Annotated in this window: 15 protein-coding genes; 10 read left to right on the forward strand and 5 right to left on the reverse strand. The window is 70.5% G+C overall.

Going from position 1 to position 18,156, the window contains the following annotated elements; genetic code table 11:
- Positions 1-362 precede the first annotated feature (362 nt).
- Positions 363-1,190: a siderophore-interacting protein gene (locus BS329_RS23330; protein ID WP_076163346.1), complete on the reverse strand. Its 828-nt coding sequence runs from the start codon at positions 1,188-1,190 to the stop codon at positions 363-365.
- A complete protein-coding gene (locus tag BS329_RS23335; protein ID WP_076163347.1) occupies positions 1,190-1,528 on the reverse strand; it encodes an MGMT family protein in 339 nt (112 codons plus the stop codon). Before BS329_RS23335 ends, BS329_RS23330 begins: the two co-directional genes overlap by 1 nt.
- Positions 1,529-1,558: 30 nt before the next feature.
- Between BS329_RS23335 and BS329_RS23340 the strand changes: the two genes are divergently transcribed.
- Positions 1,559-4,798 (forward strand): ATP-dependent helicase, encoded by a 3,240-nt coding sequence (locus BS329_RS23340; protein ID WP_244197256.1) that lies wholly within the window; start codon positions 1,559-1,561, stop codon positions 4,796-4,798.
- Complete coding sequence (locus BS329_RS23345; protein WP_076163348.1) at positions 4,795-8,055, forward strand: ATP-dependent helicase; 3,261 nt, start codon at positions 4,795-4,797, stop codon at positions 8,053-8,055. The genes BS329_RS23340 and BS329_RS23345 overlap by 4 nt, the downstream gene beginning before the upstream one ends.
- Before the next feature lie 69 nt (positions 8,056-8,124).
- On the opposite strand, the gene BS329_RS23350 is transcribed toward BS329_RS23345, so the two are convergent.
- Complete coding sequence (locus tag BS329_RS23350; protein ID WP_076163349.1) at positions 8,125-8,511, reverse strand: DoxX family protein; 387 nt, start codon at positions 8,509-8,511, stop codon at positions 8,125-8,127.
- An 89-nt stretch (positions 8,512-8,600) separates the two neighbouring features.
- Here BS329_RS23350 and BS329_RS23355 point away from each other — a divergent pair, with 89 nt between their 5' ends.
- Both BS329_RS23355 and BS329_RS23360 read left to right on the forward strand, forming a co-directional pair.
- The gene (locus BS329_RS23355) at positions 8,601-9,677 is read left to right on the forward strand and encodes a potassium channel family protein (protein WP_076163350.1); all 1,077 of its coding nucleotides are present in this window, start codon (positions 8,601-8,603) and stop codon (positions 9,675-9,677) included.
- Positions 9,678-9,812: 135 nt separating this feature from the next.
- Complete coding sequence (locus BS329_RS23360) at positions 9,813-10,220, forward strand: hypothetical protein (RefSeq protein ID WP_143253172.1); 408 nt, start codon at positions 9,813-9,815, stop codon at positions 10,218-10,220.
- Positions 10,221-10,409: 189 nt separating this feature from the next.
- On the opposite strand, the gene BS329_RS23365 is transcribed toward BS329_RS23360, so the two are convergent.
- The gene (locus BS329_RS23365) at positions 10,410-11,498 is read right to left on the reverse strand and encodes a neutral zinc metallopeptidase (protein WP_244197257.1); all 1,089 of its coding nucleotides are present in this window, start codon (positions 11,496-11,498) and stop codon (positions 10,410-10,412) included.
- A gap of 216 nt (positions 11,499-11,714) precedes the next feature.
- Here BS329_RS23365 and BS329_RS23370 point away from each other — a divergent pair, with 216 nt between their 5' ends.
- The 6 genes from BS329_RS23370 to BS329_RS43480 all read left to right on the forward strand — a co-directional run bounded on the left by BS329_RS23370 (position 11,715) and on the right by BS329_RS43480 (position 17,083).
- Positions 11,715-12,824, forward strand: a complete 1,110-nt coding sequence (locus BS329_RS23370) for a DUF7847 domain-containing protein (protein ID WP_076163351.1) — start codon at positions 11,715-11,717, stop codon at positions 12,822-12,824.
- On the forward strand, positions 12,818-13,459 hold the full coding sequence (locus tag BS329_RS23375; RefSeq protein WP_076163352.1) for a DUF4129 domain-containing protein: 642 nt from the start codon (positions 12,818-12,820) through the stop codon (positions 13,457-13,459). Before BS329_RS23370 ends, BS329_RS23375 begins: the two co-directional genes overlap by 7 nt.
- Positions 13,456-14,580 carry a DUF4350 domain-containing protein gene (locus BS329_RS23380; RefSeq protein ID WP_076163353.1) on the forward strand — a complete coding sequence of 375 codons (1,125 nt, stop codon included), beginning with the start codon at positions 13,456-13,458 and terminating at the stop codon, positions 14,578-14,580. The genes BS329_RS23375 and BS329_RS23380 overlap by 4 nt, the downstream gene beginning before the upstream one ends.
- Positions 14,581-14,606: 26 nt before the next feature.
- Positions 14,607-15,566, forward strand: a complete 960-nt coding sequence (locus tag BS329_RS23385; RefSeq protein ID WP_076163462.1) for an AAA family ATPase — start codon at positions 14,607-14,609, stop codon at positions 15,564-15,566.
- Positions 15,566-16,852, forward strand: coding sequence for a DUF58 domain-containing protein (locus BS329_RS23390; protein ID WP_076163354.1), 1,287 nt, complete (start codon positions 15,566-15,568; stop codon positions 16,850-16,852). The genes BS329_RS23385 and BS329_RS23390 overlap by 1 nt, the downstream gene beginning before the upstream one ends.
- Positions 16,853-16,918: 66 nt before the next feature.
- The gene (locus BS329_RS43480; protein ID WP_158075824.1) at positions 16,919-17,083 is read left to right on the forward strand and encodes a hypothetical protein; all 165 of its coding nucleotides are present in this window, start codon (positions 16,919-16,921) and stop codon (positions 17,081-17,083) included.
- Between the two features lie 28 nt (positions 17,084-17,111).
- Here BS329_RS43480 and BS329_RS23400 read toward each other — a convergent pair whose 3' ends face one another.
- Complete coding sequence (locus tag BS329_RS23400) at positions 17,112-18,119, reverse strand: stage II sporulation protein M (RefSeq protein WP_076163356.1); 1,008 nt, start codon at positions 18,117-18,119, stop codon at positions 17,112-17,114.
- Between the last annotated feature and the right edge of the window lie 37 nt (positions 18,120-18,156).

Consider the following 18,156-nt stretch of genomic DNA (forward strand, 5'->3'; position numbering starts at 1 on the left):
AGCAAGGGACCCTTGCTATCGTTTGGTTAGCATGCCTACGTAAGTGATAGCAAAGGTCCCTTGCTTTCTTTTCGCAGGTCAGCGGGGGTGTGGGGGCGGGGCGCTGGACGCGAGGCAGGGGAGTCGTCGCCTTCGCAGGGGTCGAGAGTGCGAAGGCCGCGTACGCACCACTTCGTGGGGAGCGGCTTCAGGACGCCCAGCTCCCGCGCCCTCGGTCGCGAAGTGCAGGAAGGCCCCCTTCCTGTACGTAGGCGCGAGGAAGGGCCCTTCGGGACATGCCGCGAGGTGTGCGACGCACCCAATGCGGCCTTGGGTGCATTCAACGCACCCAATGCCACATTGGGTCCAACCGAAGACCCGGCTCAGTCCTCGTCGAGGGGAACTTCTCCGCTTTCCCGCTGTCGCATCGCTTCACGCCCGGCGGCCTCTTCGCTCACTCCCTGCCGCCAGTACCCGGTGAAGCAGATCGCCCGCTTGTCCACGCCGCGCTCCCGCACGAGGTGCCGCCGCACCAGCTTCACCATGTTCGCTTCGCCCGAAATCCACGCGTAGGGCGTCCCGCCCGGCAGTTCGGCCTTCCGCACGGCTTCGAGCACCGCGGAGCCGACGTCACGGGAGCCGCGCACCACCCAGTGCAGCTCCACCGTCCCCGGTGTTTCGAAGACCTGACGATCCTCGCGATCACCGATCTCGACGTAGACCACCGCTCGCGTCCCGGCGGGCAGCGCTTCGACGATCGCGCCGATCGCCGGGATCGCGGTTTCGTCGCCGACCAGTAGCTGCCAGTTCGTGTCCGAGGGCACGTCGTAGAGCCCGTGCGGGCCCAGGAAAGCGACCCGGTCACCCTCCGAGGCGCGCGACGCCCACGCCGAAGCGGGGCCTTCGTCGCCGTGCAGCACGAAGTCGATGTCGACCTCCTGTGCCGACGGCCGCAGCGCGCGGACGGTGTAGGTGCGCATCGGCGGGCGGACGTCGTCGGGCATCGCGAGGTAGGTCTTGTACCAGGAGTAGACCTCGTCACCGCCCAGCGGCGCGGGCAGGACGGGTTCCGGCTGGCCGGGCTGCGGGAAGAACACCTTCAGGTACTGGTCGGGTGCCTGGTCCTCCAGTGACGCCCCCGCGAAGGTCACCCTGCTCATGTGCGGGGTGAGCCGCCGGACACCGGTCACCTTCGCCTCGATGTAGCTCATTAGGCGAGCCTAAGCTGAAAAAGTCCGCCCAAGCCAGCGTCGTCGCCGGGATCACGCTGCCACCGGTATTTTCGCAGGTCGACGCGCTGGCCATCGGCCAGGACGCCCTCCTCGCGCAGCCGTTGCAGCTGCTCGTCGAGTAGATGCGGAGCCGGTGTCCCGTCGGCGCGCAGAATGCGGTGCCAGGGGAGATCGTGGCCGTCCTCACTGAGGATCCGCCCGATCAGCCGTGGTGACGGCGCTCCCGAAACCGACGCTATATCCCCATAAGTCGCGACCGAGCCGGCGGGCACACTCGCGATGACCTCGCGCACCCGCTCATGCAGTTCGTCATCCATGGGACCACTTTGCCGTGCCGCTGCGAGGTTGTGTCGGCGGGGCGTGGTTCCATCGTGGGCGTGAACGGGCGGCGAACAGCGGCAGGAACCGACGCGCGGCTGGTCCGCACGCCGGTCACCGGCACGCCGTCCTTCCAGTGGGATTCCGGCGCTCGTCGTCTCCTGGCCGCCCCGGACGGCTTCCGCCGGGTCCTCGGCGGCCCGGGAACGGGCAAAACGGCCTTGCTGGCGTCGGCGGCGTCGCGGCGCATCGCCGAGGGCGCCGATCCGGAGAGCGTGCTCATCCTGACCACCTCTCGCAAGGCCGCCGAGGTTCTCCGCGCCGACATCACCCACCGGCTCACCACCGATCCGGAAGAGGATCCGCTGCCGCGCACGATCCGCGAGCCGCTCGTGCGCACGGTGCACTCGTACGCGTACGCGCTGTTGCGGATGGAGGCGCAGGCTGACGAACTCCCGCCGCCTCGCCTGCTGGCCGGAGCGGAGCAGGACGTCGTCGTCCGTGACCTGCTCGCCGGTGACCTCGAAGCGGGCGCGCTCGACTGGCCGGAACAGCTGCGGCCCGCGCTGAACGTGCCCGGTTTCGCCGAGGAACTCCGAGACCTCCTGCTCCGCGCCGCCGAACGCGGGCTCGGCCCGGAGGACCTGGCCGAACTCGGCAGGCGCCGCGGCCGTGACGAGTGGATCGCGGCCGGGCATTTCTGGAGCCAGTACGAAGAGGTCACGTTGTTGCAGGGCGCGGGCGGCAACGCGCTGGGCGTGGCGAGCGCGCCGGCGCTGGACGCGGCGGAACTCGTCACTTCCGCGCTGCTGGCGCTGGAGGACGATCCCGAACTGCGCGAACGCGAGCAGCGCCGGGTCCGGCACCTGTTCGTCGACGACGCCCAGCATCTCGACCCGTTGCAGACGCAGCTCATCCGGCTCATCGGGCACGCGGCCGACGAGTTCGTCGTCGCGGGTGACCCGGATCAGTCCGTGTTCTCCTTCCGTGGCGCGGATCCCCGGTTGTTCGCCGACGCGGACGACGACGGCGAGCGCACGGTGCTGCTGACCACCGCGCACCGGCTCGCCCCGGTGATCCGCGCGGCCGTCACGAAATTCGGCTCCGTGCTGCCGGGTTCGTCGCCGCAGCGCAAACTCGTCGACGCGCCGGACGCCGAGGGCGGCGCGGTCCGTGTCCGCCTGATGCCGACTCCGGCGTCCGAGGCGAGCTGGATCGCCGATCAGCTCCGCCGCGCGCATCTCGTCGACGGTGTCCCGTGGTCGGAGATGGCGGTGCTCGTCCGGTCGCCCGCCCGTACTTTCCTTGTCCTGCAACGTGCTCTGCGGGCCGCCGGGGTCCCGATCGGTTCGGCCACCGAGGAACTGCCGCTCGCGAAACAACCCGCCGTCCGGCCGTTGCTGGCGATGCTGCGGCTCGCCGCCGATCCGGAACTGCTCGACGTCGATCTGGCCGAGATGTTGCTGTCCTCGCCGTTGGGTGGCGCGGATCCGCTCGCCCTGCGGCGGCTGCGCCGCGGTTTGCGCAGGCTGGAACTCGCGGGCGGCGGACAGCGATCCAGCGACGAACTGCTGGTGGAAGCCTTGCGCGCCCACGATGTCCTCACCGGCCTCGCCGAGGCGGAGGCGCTCCCGATGCGCCGGATCGGTGGCCTGCTCCACGCGGCGCACCAAGCCGTCGTGCGCGGCGAAGGCGTCGAGCAGGTGCTGTGGGAGCTGTGGCAGGCCAGCGCGCTGGAGCAGCGCTTCCTGCGTCTGGTCGACCGCGGCGGTTCCCTTGGCTCGCAGGCGGATCGGGATCTCGACGCGATCGTCGCGCTCTTCGACGCCGCCGGTCGCTATGTCGACAGGTTGCCGAGGGCGAGTGTCGCCTCGTTCGCGGATTACCTGTCGTCGCAGAACATCGCCGGTGGCACGCTGGCCCCTGCGGCCATCAAGAGCGACGGTGTCTCGCTGCTCACCGCGCACGCGTCCGCCGGCCGCGAGTGGACGGTCGTGGCGATCGCCGGTGTCCAGGAGGGCAGCTGGCCGGATCTGCGGCTGCGCGGTTCCGTGCTCGGCGTCGAGCGGCTGGTCGACCTCATGTCCGGCGTCGACGACGAAAAGGTGTCCGCCACCGCGCCGATCCTCGCCGAAGAGCGGCGGCTGTTCTACCTCGCCGCGAGCCGCGCGCGGAAGACGTTGCTGGTCAGCGCGGTCGCGGGGGAGGACGAGCAGCCCTCGCGGTTCATCGACGACCTGGAGGAGAACGGCGCGGACGACGGCGGCCTCGATTCGCGGATGAAACCGGCGGGCCGTTCGCTGGTGCTCGCCGAACTCGTCGGTGAACTGCGCGAGGTGGTCTGCGACGAGGCGAGCGAGCCGGAAAGGCGGCAACGGGCGGCGCGACAGCTCGCCAAACTGGCCGCCGCCGGGGTGCCGGGAGCGCATCCGGGCACCTGGTACGGGCTGCTGGAACCCTCCACCGGCGAACCCGTGCACGGAGCGGGGGACCTCATCCGCATCTCACCGTCCACCGTGGAGGTTCTGGTCAAATGCCCGCTGCGGTGGCTGATCGAACGCCACGGCGGCAGTGACCCGGCGCAGCTCGCGGCCGTCACCGGGACCCTGGTGCACGGGCTCGCGCAGGCGGTCGCGGGCGGCAGCAGTGACGAGCAGATCCGCGCGGCGCTGGACGAGGCGTGGGTGCGGGTCGACGCGGGAGCACCGTGGTTCTCGCGCCGCGAGCGGTCACGGGTCGAGCAGATGCTGCGGAACTTCATCTCCTGGCTGGAAACCAGCCGCAAGGAACTGATCGAGGCCGGGGTCGAGCAGGACATCGAAGTCGAGCTGCCGGTCGGCGAAGGCGACCTCCGCGTGCTCCTGCGCGGCCGCGTCGACCGCGTGGAGATGGACAAGGACGGCCGCCCGGTCGTCATCGACATCAAGACCGGCAAGGTCCCGATCTCCGCCTCCGACGCCGAACAACATCCGCAGCTGGCCGCGTACCAGCTGGCCGTGCTGCTCGGCGCGGTCGAGGGCGGTTCGAAACCCGGCGGCGCACGGTTGGTCTACGTCGCGAAGTCCAACAACAAGACCGGATCCACCCAGCGTGAGCAGGCGCCGCTCGACGAGGACGGTGGCAAGCAATGGCTGGAGCTGGTGCGGTCGGCGGCCGGATCGGCCGTCGGCCCGGAGTACGGGGTCACCGAGAACCCGGACTGTGATCGTTGCCCGGCAAGGGGTTGCTGCCCGCTGCGGCCCGAGGGCAGGCAGGTGACCGGTCCTTGATCTCCCACCTCCAGCGCCGCCAGGTCGAACCGGCCGAGATCGCCCGCGCGCTGGGACTGCACAGCCCGACCGACGAGCAGGCCGAGGTCATCGCCGCCCCCATCGAGCCGTCGCTGGTGGTGGCGGGCGCCGGCGCGGGCAAGACCGAGACGATGGCCGCACGCGTGGTGTGGCTGGTGGCCAACAGTGTCGTGCCGCCGGAACGCGTCCTCGGCCTGACCTTCACCCGCAAAGCCGCCCGCCAGCTCGGTGAACGCGTCCGCACCCGGCTGCGCCGCCTGGTCGGATCGGGGCTGCTCGACAGGATCGACCCGACCGGCGACCTCCGCATGACGGTGACCGCAGGGGAGCCGACGGTGCTCACCTATCACGCGTACGCCGGGCGGCTGCTGTCCGAACACGGCCTGCGGTTGCCGGTCCAGCCCGGGGTGCGGCTCCTGTCGGAGACATCTTCGTGGCAGTTCTCGCATCGCGTGGTGTCCACTTGGGACAATGACCTCGACACCGATCGTGTGCCCGCCACGGTGACCGCGCAGCTGCTGGCACTGGCCGGGGAACTCGGTGAGCACCTGGTCGAGACCGAACGGCTGGCGCAGTACACGTCGTGGCTGTGCGAGGTCATCGAGAACGCGCCGCGGGCAAAGGGGCAGCGCGCGGCGCTGCCACAGAAACTGGCCGAAGTCATGACGGCACAACGGTTCCGGCTCGCGCTCCTGCCGCTGGTCGAGGCGTATCACGCGCGCAAGCGGGCCGAGGGCGCACTCGACTTCGCCGACCAGATGTCGCTGGCGGCGCAGCTCGCGAGCAGTTATCCGGCGGTGGTCGCGGGGGAACGCGAGCGCTACGGCGCGGTGCTCCTCGACGAGTACCAGGACACCGGCCACGCTCAGCGGATCCTGCTGCGGTCGCTGTTCGGTGGCGTCGAGCATCCGCCGATGCCGGTGACGGCGGTGGGAGACCCGGCGCAGGCCATCTACGGCTGGCGCGGGGCCAGTGCGGCGAACCTGCCGCGGTTCACCACGGACTTCCCGCGCGACAACGGCGAACGGCTCGTCCCGGCACTGGATTTCGGGCTGCTGACCAGTTTCCGCAACCCACCCGAGGTACTGGACTTGGCCAACGCGATCTCGGAACCGTTGCGGGAGCGTGGTCTCGGTGTCGCGCGGCTACGCGCGCTGGAAGGCGCGGGCACGGCCGACATCGCCTCCGCGTTGCTGCCGGACATTCGCGCCGAACGCGAGTGGGTGGCCGACGCGGTGGCGAAGCGCTGGTTCGAAACCGTGGAGGAGACCGGAAAACCGCCGACCGCCGCGGTGCTGGTGCGCCGCCGCGCCGACATGGCGCCGATCGCGGCCGAAATGCGGGCCCGCGGGCTTCCGGTGGAGGTGGTCGGCCTCGGCGGTCTGCTTGACGAACCCGAGGTCGCGGACCTGGTCAGCACGTTGCGGGTGCTCGCCGATCCGCTCGCGGGCAGTGCCGCCGCACGGTTGCTGACCGGGGCGCGCTGGCGGATCGCGGCGGCCGACCTCGCGGCGTTGTGGCGCCGCGCGGGCGAACTCTCCTCGCCGGTGCCGCCTTCGGAAAAGTCCGATGTGGACGAACCGGTGCTGGTGACCGAACGGGTCGAGCAGGCCGGGCTCGCCGACGCGATCGACGATCCCGGAACGCCGGAACGATACTCAACCGAGGGTTACCGGCGGATCCGGCGGGTGGGTGGCGAGCTTTCGGCGTTGCGCCGCCGCCTCGACCAGTCGCTGCCCGAACTCGTCGCCGACGTGGAACGCACCATGCTGCTCGACGTCGAATCGCTGGCCCGCCCCGGGCCGGCCGGGCGCGCGCACCTGGACGCTTTCGCCGACGTCGTCACGGATTTCGCCGAGACCTCGCCGACGGCCACCCTTTTGTCCTTTGTGGACTACCTGAACACCGCCGCGCACGCGGAGGACGGGCTCACCCCCGGGGAGGTGGAGGTCGTCCCGGACCGGGTCCAGGTGCTGACCGTGCACTCGGCCAAAGGGCTGGAATGGCGCATCGTCGCGGTTCCGCACCTGGTCAAGGAAGTCTTCCCTGGCAGGCGGCGCTCGTCTTCGTGGCTGCGGACGTCGACCTCGCTCCCGGCCGCGCTGCGCGGGGACTCGGAGGACCTGCCGGAGCTGAGGGTGTCCGAAGGCTTCGACCGTAAGGAAGTCCAGGAAGCGCTGGAATCGCACGAAGAAGGTTTCGTGGCGCGGGAGGCGGATGAGGAGCGGCGGCTCTGCTACGTCGCACTGACCCGCTCCGAGCACACGTTGCTGGTTTCCGGGCATTGGTGGAACGAGAGCAGCGCGCGGCCGAAAGGGCCTTCGGAGTTCCTGCTCGAAATCGGTGAGGTGATGCGGGGCAACTCGGTCGGCCGCATCGAGCACTGGGCCGAAGAGCCCGAGGCCGACGGGGAGAACCCGCTGGTCGCCGATGCACGCAAGGCGCGATGGCCGGTCGATCCGCTGTGGCCGCGGCGCGAGGGCGTCACCAACGGTGTCGATCTGGTGCTCGGTGCCATGGAAGACGCCGAAGACGCGGAAGACACTGAGGAAGAGGACGATCCGGACGGCTGGATCTCCGACACCAAGGTGCTGCTGGAGGAACGCGCGCGGGCGCAGAACCGGGTCCAGCAGGTGGTGCTGCCGTCGCACCTTTCGGTGAGTCAGCTGGTGGAGCTGTCGGCCGATCCGGCCGCGCTGGCCAAACGGCTGCGACGGCCGCTTCCCGTGCGTCCCAACACTTACGCGCGCCGGGGGACGGCTTTCCACGGCTGGCTGGAGCAGCGGTTCGGCGGTGAGCAGCTGCTGGAGATCGACGACCTGCCGGGTGCGGCGGACGTCGACGAGGCGCCGGATTCCGAGCTGGAAGCACTGCAGACGGCGTTCGAGAAGAGCGAGTGGGCGAATCGGGTGCCGCACGCGGTCGAGGTCCCGTTCTCGGCCGACGTCGTGGGGGTGACGCTGCGCGGGCGGATGGACGCGGTGTTCGCCGACCCCGACGGCGGCTGGACCGTCGTCGACTGGAAGACCGGTGCCGTGCCGGACAAGGACCGGCTCGCGCCGCTGGCCGTGCAGCTGGCGGCGTACCGGCTGGCGTGGGCGGCCTTGAGGAAGATCCCCGTGGAGAAGGTGCGGGCGGCGTTCCACTACGTGAAACACGACAAGACCATCCGCCCGGCGGACCTGCTGGACGCTGAAGGACTGCGAGACCTCTTACGCCGCGTCCCGACGATCTAGCGTTTCGTCCTCTAGTTGCGGTACTTGCACGCGCAACTACCGCAACCAGAGGACGAAACGCGGTGGGGATCAGGCGCGATCGCGCACCTTCAGGGCCCAGGTGACCAGCGGGATCTGGAGCGGGACGCGAGCCCAGAAGGCCGCCCGTAAGACCTTCGGGGCCTTCCGGCGATCGGCGTCGGCGGCCATCTTCACGTTCCCCGGCAGAACCACGACGAACAGCAGCGCGGCCGCCAGCCCGCCGAGCCGTCGCGTCTTCGGAGCGGCGACCGCGGCGGCGACCCCCAGCTCGGCGACACCGGAGCCGTAGGTCCACGCCCGCGGCGAGCCCGGCAGCTGCTTCGGGATGATCGCGTCGAAGGGCTTCGGCTGGACGAAGTGCAGGACACCGGCCGCGCCGAGCAGGCAGGCGAGGAAGTATGCGGGCCGCTGGGACGGCCGGGAATCCGAGGACATGCCCCTGAGCTTCGCATACCGCGCTGAACGTAAGGTTCTTCGGCTATCCTCCCGACCGTGAGTGACGCGGACCAGGCCGGAGCCTGTGCATGAGGGTTCTCAAGCGTTTCCCGGTCAGGCTGAGCGACCGCCCGGACCATGAGCTCGTCGGCGTGATCCGGATGCCGGAACTGACGGTCAGCCCGATGCGGTCGATCCTGAAGCGGATCATCGGCGCGATGCTCGCCCTGCTGGCGACCGTGCTGATCGTCTACCTCGACCGGGACGGCTATCGCGACGCCAACGGCGACGGGCTCAGCCTTCTCGACAGCCTCTATTACGCGACCGTGTCGCTGTCGACCACCGGGTACGGTGACATCGCGCCCGCGACGTCGTCCGCGCGGCTGGTCAACGTCCTGGTGATCACCCCGCTGCGGGTGCTCTTCCTCATCGTCCTGGTCGGTACCACACTCGAAGTGCTCACCGAGCGCTCCCGCCAGGCTTTCAAGATCCAAAAGTGGAGGACGAAGGTGCGTGACCACACGGTCGTCGTCGGTTTCGGCACGAAGGGCCGGTCGGCGGTCAACGCGCTGCTCGGGGACGAGAACGTCGAACCCGACCACATCGTCGTCGTCGACACCGACCAGCAGGCCCTCGAAGCGGCCACTTCACTCGGCCTGGTGACCGTGCACGGCTCGGCCACCCGCGCCGACGTCCTGCGGGTCGCCGGCGTGCAGCGGGCCAAGGCCGTCGTCGTCGCCCCGAACCGGGACGACACCGCGGTGCTGGTCACGCTGACCGCTCGCGAGCTGGCACCGAAGGCACACATCGTGGCGTCGGTGCGGGAGGCGGAGAACGTCCACCTGCTCAAGCAGTCGGGCGCGAACCAGGTCGTGGTGTCGAGCGAGACCGCCGGGCGCCTGCTCGGCATGGCGACGTCGACACCGCTGGTGGTCGACATGGTCGAGGACCTGCTCACCCCCGAGTCCGGCCTCGCGATCGCCGAACGCCCGGTGGAGCCGTCGGAAGAGGGCGGTTCGCCGCGGCATCTGCCGGACATCGTGCTGGGTGTCGTCCGCGACGGCGTCCTGTACCGCGTGGACGCCCCGCAGGCGGACGCGATCGAGCCGGGCGACAAGCTGCTGTACATCCGGAAGGTGACGTCCGCGGAGACGATCGAGCGGTAGCAAGGGACCTTTGGTCACCCTCCTCCGGCCGGGAGGGCTCGCTGTGTTTTGCCGCCGGGTTCTGGAAGCATGGCGTTCGTGCGCAAGCGATCGGACCCCGCCAGAGGGCTCACCCCGGGATGGAACTCCCTGGCGGTGGCGGCCGGTGCCTGCCTGCTGGTGATCTTTCTCGCCTGGTTCGCCGGGCCGGGGCTGTTCGGCATCACGAGCGAGGCCAAGGGGACGACCGTCCAGGCCGAGGTCGTCCAGCCCGCGCCGTGCGCGGCGGGCGGGGCCACCGAGACCGTCAAGTTCGAATTCGGCGGCAAGCCGGTGGAGGGTTCGCTCAACGGCTGCGGGCACGGCAAGGGGGAGCGGCTCGAGGTCGTCGTCCCCGACGGCGCTTCCGGCGACGCGGTCTCGGTGCACGCGGCCGACGCGGCGGCGGGGGCCAGCGACGCGCGGCGCCCGGTCGGGCTGGCTCTGCTGGTGTTCAGCTGCTTCGCCGGTGGGATGTACGTCTATCTCGTGGTGCGCGGGCCGCGTCGGCTGGCGACGGCCTGACCCGCCGCGTTTCGTCCTCTGGTTGCGGTACTTGCACGGGCAACTACCGCAACTAGAGGACTAGTTGCGGCTTCGCAGATCCGGACGTCAAACCGGGCACCGCGCCGGCAGCCGGCACGTGTGCCTGGGTGGACGGCACGTGTGCCTGGATGGACGACACGCGTGTTTAGCCGGACGGCACGCGTGAAGTCAGGAGACAGCGCTGGCTGGGGCGGAGAAGGTGTTGCAGTCGGCGACGCGGTTGTTGCTCGCGCCCGCCCGCCACCAGGACGCGTAATGCGCGTTCGTCCCGTGGTCCTGGCTGCGCGAGGTGTTGTCGCCCCGGGTCTCCTGGTCGTTCCACGCCTTGTTGTACATGTCCCGGCTGACCGTGCCGCCCTGGTCGACGTGCGCGCCGAGGAACATCCCGGAGAAGCACTGCGCCTGTAGTTCCTTGCGCCGCGACATCTCCAGCCCGGCGGGGCTGTTCTGGCCTGTTTCGTAGATCTTCTGCCAGGCCGCGTCCATCAGCCCGGCGACCTCCTGCACGTGATGCCCGTACTCGTGCGCGAAAAGGGCGAGGTAGACGCCGGGGTTGTTGCCGTACTGGTCGGTCTGAAGACCCCGGAACGGCACGTAGAGGTTGTTCTCGCAGTAGTACGCCGCCGTCGCGATGCCCACCTGGATCGTGCCGCATTCGGTTTCGAAGCTGGCGCCGGTCGGGAAGTGCAGGGCGGGCGGGGTGAACGGCAGGCGGTAGGCCTCGAGGAACGGGCCCCACGCGTCGTCGAGGCATTTGCCCGCCGCGGTGAAGAACGCCTCGGCGGCCTGCTGGCTGCTCTGCCACTGCGGCAGCGAGCAGACGCGGTTCTGCAGGCCCGCGTTGGGATCCTGGAGAATCGGGTGGTCGCCCAGTTTGAGGATCTTCTGCGGCCCGCTCGACGACGAAGGCGCCCTGGACGACGAGGTCGGGAACGGGTCCGGGGACGACGAAGGTGACGACGACCCGCTCGGCGGCAGGGCGGCCTGGGAAGTCGGGTTCGGGAGGGTCTGGTAGCCCGCGTTCGCCACGTGATCCTTGTCGTCACGATTGAGTGAAACGATCGCGACCAGGCCGAGGGCCAGCACGGCGACCGCCCCGAGGCAGATACCGACGATCGCGCCGACGGACCGGCGCGGTGACGGCGGCGGGAACTGGTGCGGAGCACCGTGATGCCACTGGGCGGGGGGCTGGCCGTGCACCGGCGGTGGCTGGACGGCGCCGCGTGGCGGCCACTGGCCGTGGGGCGGTTGCGTCATCAAGTCGGTCCCGGTGGTTCTAGGGGCGAACCGGGGGTGCCCGGCCCGATGTTCAGCATAACGAGCTAACGGCTTCCCCTCCCACTACTCGGCAGCAGAGGGTATCCAGCGTGAGCCGAACGGTCACCCATCAGTGTCGTCCCCCCAGCTCTGGCTGGGTGTCGGACCCTCTGGAAGAGTGTGCGTAAGCAACGCGAACGGGTAAGGGGCTGTCGCATGACGGAGACCGGCGGACCGTCCGGGCCGGAAGGTACCGAGAAGCCGCAGGCGGGCACACCTCCGCAGGCGGACGCACCGACGCCGCCGCGGGGTGAAATGCCGCCGCCACCGGCGCCGGACCAGCAGTGGCAGTCCCCGTCAGGGGCGACCCCGCCGCCGCTGCCGTCCTATCAGCCGCCGCCGCAGCAGGCCCCGAACTGGAAGGTCGGCCTCGGCAGGCCCGGGGTCATCCCGCTGCGCCCGCTGAACCTGACCGACATCCTCGACGGCGCGGTCACGGCCATGCGCAAGTACTGGCGGATGGTCTTCGGCGCCGCCGCCGTGACCGCCGTGCTCACCGCGGCCCTCAACCTGGTCGGGTTGCTGCTGGTCGACACCACCGGCGACCTCGAACAGGTCCGCGATCTCGGCCCCGCGGCCACCGATCAGGAGCTGATGAACCAGATGCTCGGCCTGCTCGGCGGGACACTGGCGTCGTCGTTCATCACCCTCGTGGCCACCCTGCTCGGGACGACCATCCTCACCGGATTCCTGACCGTCCTGATGGGCAAGGCCGTCCTCGGCAAGCCGGTCACCTTCAAGGAAGCCATGAAGGAGGCGACGCCCCGGCTGTTGCCGCTGCTCGGGCTGACCGTGCTCTACACCCTGGCGATCCTGGTCGGGGCGATCTTCTGCCTGCTGCCGGCGATCATCCCCTACACCTTCTGGGCACTGGCCAGTCCGGCGTTCATCCTCGAACGCGGCACCGTGATGGAGGCGTTCCGCCGGTCGGTGAAACTGGTCTCGGGCATGTTCTGGCGGGTCTTCGGGATCCTGCTGCTGGCCTACGTGATCTCGTCGTTCCTGGCGTCGATCATCACGCTGCCGTTCAGCTTCAGCGCGTTCCTGTCGATCTTCGGCAACCTGGACCAGATGTACATCCCCTCGACCGGTGACCTGATCCTGCAGTCGGTGGGCACGGTGATCGCGCAGACCATCGTCGGGCCGTTCACCGCGCTGGTCACCGTGATCCTCTACATCGATCAGCGGATGCGCCGCGAGGGCATGGACATCGAACTGGCCCGCGCGGCCGGGATCGCGACACCGCCCCCGCCGCGGGCATGGTGACGCGCTTCCTCACCGAGGTCCCGGTCGACATCGACCGGGACACCGCCCGGCTGCGCGCCATCGAGGAACTCTCGGACCCGACCTACCAGGCCGCGAGGCCTGGTTGGTTGTCCGAAGCGTTCACCTGGCTGGTCGAACGGGTGCTGCGCTTCCTGGACACCGTCGACGGCGCCGTACCCGGCGGGATCTTCGCGGTCGTGCTGCTCGTCGTCGTGCTGATCGTGCTGGTGGTGGTGATTCGGCTGAGGTCCGGGCCCCTGGCGACGGCGGCCAAGGGCGCCAGGGCCGTGTTCGCCGGACAGCGCAAGGCTTCCGGTGCACATCGGAAGGCGGCCGAGGACGCCGCGTCGCGAGGCGACTTGGACGAAGCCGTCCGTGAGATGTTCCGTGCCGTGGTGCGGTCTCTGGAGGAGCGGGCGCTGCTGGACGAGAAGTCCGGCCGCACCGCCGACGAGGCGGCCGTCGAAGCCGGGCGCCTGCTCCCGGACGTCGCTGACGCGTTGCGCGCCGGTGCCCGGTTGTTCGACGACGTCCACTATGGCGGGATCCCGGCCACCGTGGCCGGCTACCGTTCACTGTCCGCATTGGACGAACGCTGCCGCCGCGCGAGGCCCGTCGCACTGGCGGCCGGATGACCTCCGTTTCGCCCGACGCCCGCCGGATCTGGCGCGGGGTGAGGCTCCCGCTCGCGGTCGTCCTCCTGATCGTGCTGACCGGGACCCTGCTCGTCCTCTTCCGCGGTGAGCAGACCACCGGCGCGCTCGACCCGGGTTCGTACGAGCCCGGCGGAAGCCGTGCGCTGGCCGCCTTGCTGGAACGGGAAGGCGTCAAGATCACCCCGGTGCGCACGGCGGCCGAGGCCAGGGACTTCGCCGACGGCGCGACCGTCCTGATCACCCAGCCCGGCTTCGTGCCCAAGAGCACGTTCACGGAACTCCGGCGGATCTCCCCGCATATCGCGCTGGTGCAGCCGAGCCCGAGCACGGTCGACGAGATGCTTCCCGGTGTGCGGGTGAACGGTCAGCTCGAAACGGAGACTCGACGGCCCGACTGTCCGGCCGCGGATCCCGTCGCGGCGGGCGGCGCGACCATGGGCGGACTGAAGTACACGGCCACGCAGCCGAGGGCGCAGGAATGCTACGGCGGCTCGTACCTCGAAGTACCCGGTCCACAAGGGACGGTCACCGTCCTCGGCGCCCCCGAACCGCTGTCCAACGAATGGCTGGGCGACGAGGGCAACGCGGCATTGACGACGCGGATGCTCGGAAAACACGAGCGGCTGGTCTGGTACCTGCCGACGCCCGCTGATCCGTCGCTGGAGAACGAGAAGAAGCCGCTGTCCGAACTGATCCCGGCAGGCTGGTCGTACGCCGCGTTGCAGGCCGGGATCGCGGTGGTGCTGCTGGCGCTGTGGCGTTCCCGGCGGCTCGGGCCGGTGGTGACCGAGCCGATCCCGGTCGTGGTGCGCGCGGCCGAGGCCACCGAGGGACGGGCTCGGCTGTATCGCAAAGCGAAGGCCGCCGCGCACGCCGGGGAGACCTTGCGCGAGGCGGCCCGCGCGCGGCTCCGGCCGTTGCTGGGGCTGCCCCGTGACGCGGAACCCGCGGCGCTGGTGGAATCCGTCGCCGCGCGGACCGGCCGTGCCCCGGCCGAGCTCGGCGCACTGCTGTACGGGGACCCGCCCGCCGACGACACCGCGCTGGTGCGGCTGGCGGACGGACTCGATGTCGTGGAACGAGAGGTGGAGCGGTCTTGAGTACCGAACAGACCGGACAGTCCGGTGTGGACAGCGCGGCCGAAGCACGGGCGGCGCTGATCGCCCTGCGCGCCGAGGTCGGGAAGGCCGTTGTCGGCAACGACGCGGCCGTCACCGGGCTCATCATCGCGTTGCTGTGCCGGGGACACGTGCTGCTCGAAGGCGTACCGGGCGTGGCGAAGACCTTGCTGGTGCGGGCACTGGCCGCGGCGCTGGACCTGGAAACGACCCGGGTGCAGTTCACCCCGGACCTCATGCCGGGCGACATCACCGGCTCGATCGTTTACGACGCGCACAGCGGCGAGTTCTCCTTCCGCGAGGGCCCGGTGTTCACGAACCTGTTGCTGGCGGACGAGATCAACCGCACCCCGCCGAAGACGCAGTCGTCACTGCTGGAGGCGATGGAGGAGCGTCAGGTCTCCAGCGACGGCAAGACCCGGCCGCTGCCCGATCCGTTCATCGTCATCGCGACGCAGAACCCGGTCGAATACGAAGGCACGTATCCGCTTCCCGAGGCGCAGCTGGACCGGTTCCTGCTGAAGCTGACCATGCCGACACCGTCCCGTGAGGACGAATTCGGCATTCTTTCCCGGCACGCGCAGGGTTTCGACCCGCGGAACCTGGTCGCGGCCGGGATCAAGCCGGTCGCCGGGATCGCCGAACTCGACGCGGCGCGGCGTGCCGTCTCGGGGGTCACCGTGCGGCCCGAAGTGCTCGCCTACATCGTCGACGTCTGCCGGGCGACGCGGGCGCTGCCGTCGGTGCGTATCGGTGTCTCGCCGCGTGGCGCGACCGCGCTGCTGGCCGCGACGCGGGCGTGGGCGTGGCTCGCGGGCCGCGACTACGCCACCCCGGACGACGTCAAAGCCTTGGCACGGCCGTCTTTGCGGCACCGGCTCGATCTGCGGCCCGAGGCCGAACTCGAAGGCGTGACCGCCGACGGTGTGCTGGACCGCGTCCTCGCGTCCGTGCCCGTTCCACGCTGATGGCCGTCACCGGGCGGCTCGGGCTGCTGGCGCTCCTCGCGGCGCCGGTGGTCGGCCTGCTGCTGCCCTCGTGGGCCGGGATCGGGCTCGCCGCCGCGGTGCTGCTTTTGCTGGTGGTGCTGGATCTCCTGCTCGCCGGGAGTGTGCGGCGGCTGCGGTTCGCGCGGTCCGGAGCGACGTCCGTGCGGCTGGGGGAGGCTTGCGAAGTCACGCTGACCGTGGCCAATCCCGGTGTCCGCCCGGTGCGCGCGTGGCTCCGGGACGCCTGGCCGCCCAGCGCCGGAGCCGACGACAGGCACCGGCTTTCCTTGCCCGCGGGCGAACGCCGCATCGTGACCACCCGGCTCCTGCCGACCCGGCGCGGCGACCGGCGGGCGGCCAGGGTCACCGTCCGGTCGACCGGGCCGCTGGGCCTCGCGGCGCGGCAGGGTTCGCACGACGTGCCGTGGACCGTGCGGGTGCTGCCGCCGTTCCACAGCCGCAAGCATCTGCCGTCCCGGCTGGCCCGCCTGCAGCAGCTCGACGGCCGCAACGCGGTGCTGATCCGGGGCCAGGGCACGGAATTCGACTCCTTGCGCGAGTACGTGATCGGCGACGACGTCCGGTCGATCGACTGGCGTGCTTCGGCCCGCGCGTCCGACGTCATGGTGCGGACCTGGCGGCCCGAACGTGATCGGCGCGTGGTGCTGGTCCTCGACACGGGCCGTGTTTCGGCGGGCCGGGTCGGCGACGCGCCGCGGCTCGACGCGGCGATGGACGCGGCACTGCTGCTGGCCGTGCTGGCGGCGCGGGCGGGGGACCACGTCGACCTCCTGGCCTATGACCGTCAGGTGCACGCGGCCGTCCAGGGTTCGACGGATCTGCTGCCCTCCCTGGTGAACGCGATGGCGCCGCTGGAGCCGTCGCTCATCGAGACCGACGCGCGCGGCATGGTCGCGGAAGTGCTGCGGCGGACCAGGCGGCGCGCGCTGGTCGTCCTGCTGACCGGACTGGACGCGGCACCGCTGGAAGAAGGCCTGTTCCCGGTGCTGTCGAAGCTGACCTCGCGGCACCAGCTGGTGATCGCTTCGGTGGCGGACCCGCGGGTCGCCGAGATGGCGGCGGGCCGCGGCGATGCGGAAGCCGTCTACGACGCGGCCGCCGCCGAGCGCGTGCTGGCGGAACGGCGCCAGGTCACCGCGCGGCTGGCACGGCACGGGGTCGAGGTCGTCGACGCCGTTCCCGAGGACCTGCCGCCGCGGCTGGCCGACCGGTATCTCGCGCTGAAGGCCGCCGGACGGCTGTGAACCCGACGGGGTGGTGCCGGTGACGGCGGGTGTCCCGAGCGGTTGGACCGGCAGGATCGGGGTCCGGTGTGCGCGAAGGTCGTGCTGTTCTTCGCGGTGCTCGTTTCGCCCGCGTGGGCGCGACCGGCCGGGGCACCGTGGCTGTACGCCAAGGCGGCTCTTTCGTACCAACATGTCGCGGGTGGACAGTGCCTGGCGGCGATCAGCCCGCCCGCCGGGGCGCGGCGATAGCAAAGCTCCCTTGCTCTCTTTTCGCAGGTCAGCCCGCTTCTGGGCGGGCATCTCCGGCGTATCGCCAGTCCACGTCGCCCACTTCGCCCGCCTTCGCGGCCTTACGCCCGACTACGAACACGTAGAGCAAGAAGAGGACTTCGGCGACTACGCCGATCCCGATCCGCGCCCAGGTCGGCAGACCCGACGGCGTCACGAAGCCCTCGATCACGCCGGAGATCAGCAGCACCACGGTCAGCCCCAGTGCCATCACCACGACCGATCGGCCCTGTTCGCCGAGCGCCGCGGTCCGGGAACGGCGTCCCGGGTCGATGACCGTCCAGCCGAGCTTCAGTCCCGTCCCGGCCGCGACGAACACCGCGGTCAGCTCCAGCAGGCCGTGCGGCAGGATCAGGCCGAAGAAGACGTCGAGCCGTCCGGCCGACGACATCAGCGCCGCGCCGATCGCGAGGTTCAGCGAGTTCGCCCAGAGCGCGTAGATCACCGGCACACCCAGCACCACGCCGAGGAACAGACAGGTCGCCGCCACCCACGCGTTGTTGGTCCAGACGCGTGCGGCGAAGGACCCCGCCGGATCGGACGAGTAGTACGTCTCGTACTTCCCGCCCGGCGCCGTCAGGTCCTTGAACTCCTCCGGCGACGCCAGCGACGCGAGCACCTGCGGGTCACCGGCGATCCACACCGCCGCGATCGCCATCACCGCGATCGACGCCGCCGCCGACGCCAGCCACCAGCGCCTGCTCAGGTACAGCGCCGCCGGGAACCGTCGGGTGAAGAACAGGCCGACCTCACGCCAGGCGGGGCTGTGCGAACCCGTGACGGCCGACCGGGCCTTCGCGACCAGGCCGGACAGGTGCGCGACGAGCACGGGGTCGGGGGCGACCGAGCGGATGATCGAAAGGTGCGTCGCGACGCGCTGGTACAGCGTCACCAGCTCGTCGGCGTCCGGGCCGCTGAGTTTCCCGGCGCGGCCGACGAGGTCACGCAGCCGATTCCATTCGGCCTGGTGCGCGGCGACGAACACGTCCACGTCCAACTCGGAGCCCTCCCGGCGATCGTCCTTGGTGGCCAGC

This window comes from Amycolatopsis coloradensis, from assembly GCF_001953865.1.
Classification (GTDB): domain Bacteria; phylum Actinomycetota; class Actinomycetes; order Mycobacteriales; family Pseudonocardiaceae; genus Amycolatopsis; species Amycolatopsis coloradensis.

Coding starts and splice junctions, on each gene's coding strand:
- BS329_RS23355 (WP_076163350.1), top strand. CDS start 8,601: ATGAGGGTTCTCAAGCGTTTCCCGGTCAGGCTGAGCGACCGCCCGGAC.
- BS329_RS23350 (WP_076163349.1), bottom strand. CDS start 8,511: ATGTCCTCGGATTCCCGGCCGTCCCAGCGGCCCGCATACTTCCTCGCC.
- BS329_RS23330 (WP_076163346.1), bottom strand. CDS start 1,190: ATGAGCTACATCGAGGCGAAGGTGACCGGTGTCCGGCGGCTCACCCCG.
- BS329_RS23370 (WP_076163351.1), top strand. CDS start 11,715: ATGACGGAGACCGGCGGACCGTCCGGGCCGGAAGGTACCGAGAAGCCG.
- BS329_RS23380 (WP_076163353.1), top strand. CDS start 13,456: ATGACCTCCGTTTCGCCCGACGCCCGCCGGATCTGGCGCGGGGTGAGG.
- BS329_RS23390 (WP_076163354.1), top strand. CDS start 15,566: ATGGCCGTCACCGGGCGGCTCGGGCTGCTGGCGCTCCTCGCGGCGCCG.
- BS329_RS23365 (WP_244197257.1), bottom strand. CDS start 11,498: ATGACGCAACCGCCCCACGGCCAGTGGCCGCCACGCGGCGCCGTCCAG.
- BS329_RS23335 (WP_076163347.1), bottom strand. CDS start 1,528: ATGGATGACGAACTGCATGAGCGGGTGCGCGAGGTCATCGCGAGTGTG.
- BS329_RS23375 (WP_076163352.1), top strand. CDS start 12,818: ATGGTGACGCGCTTCCTCACCGAGGTCCCGGTCGACATCGACCGGGAC.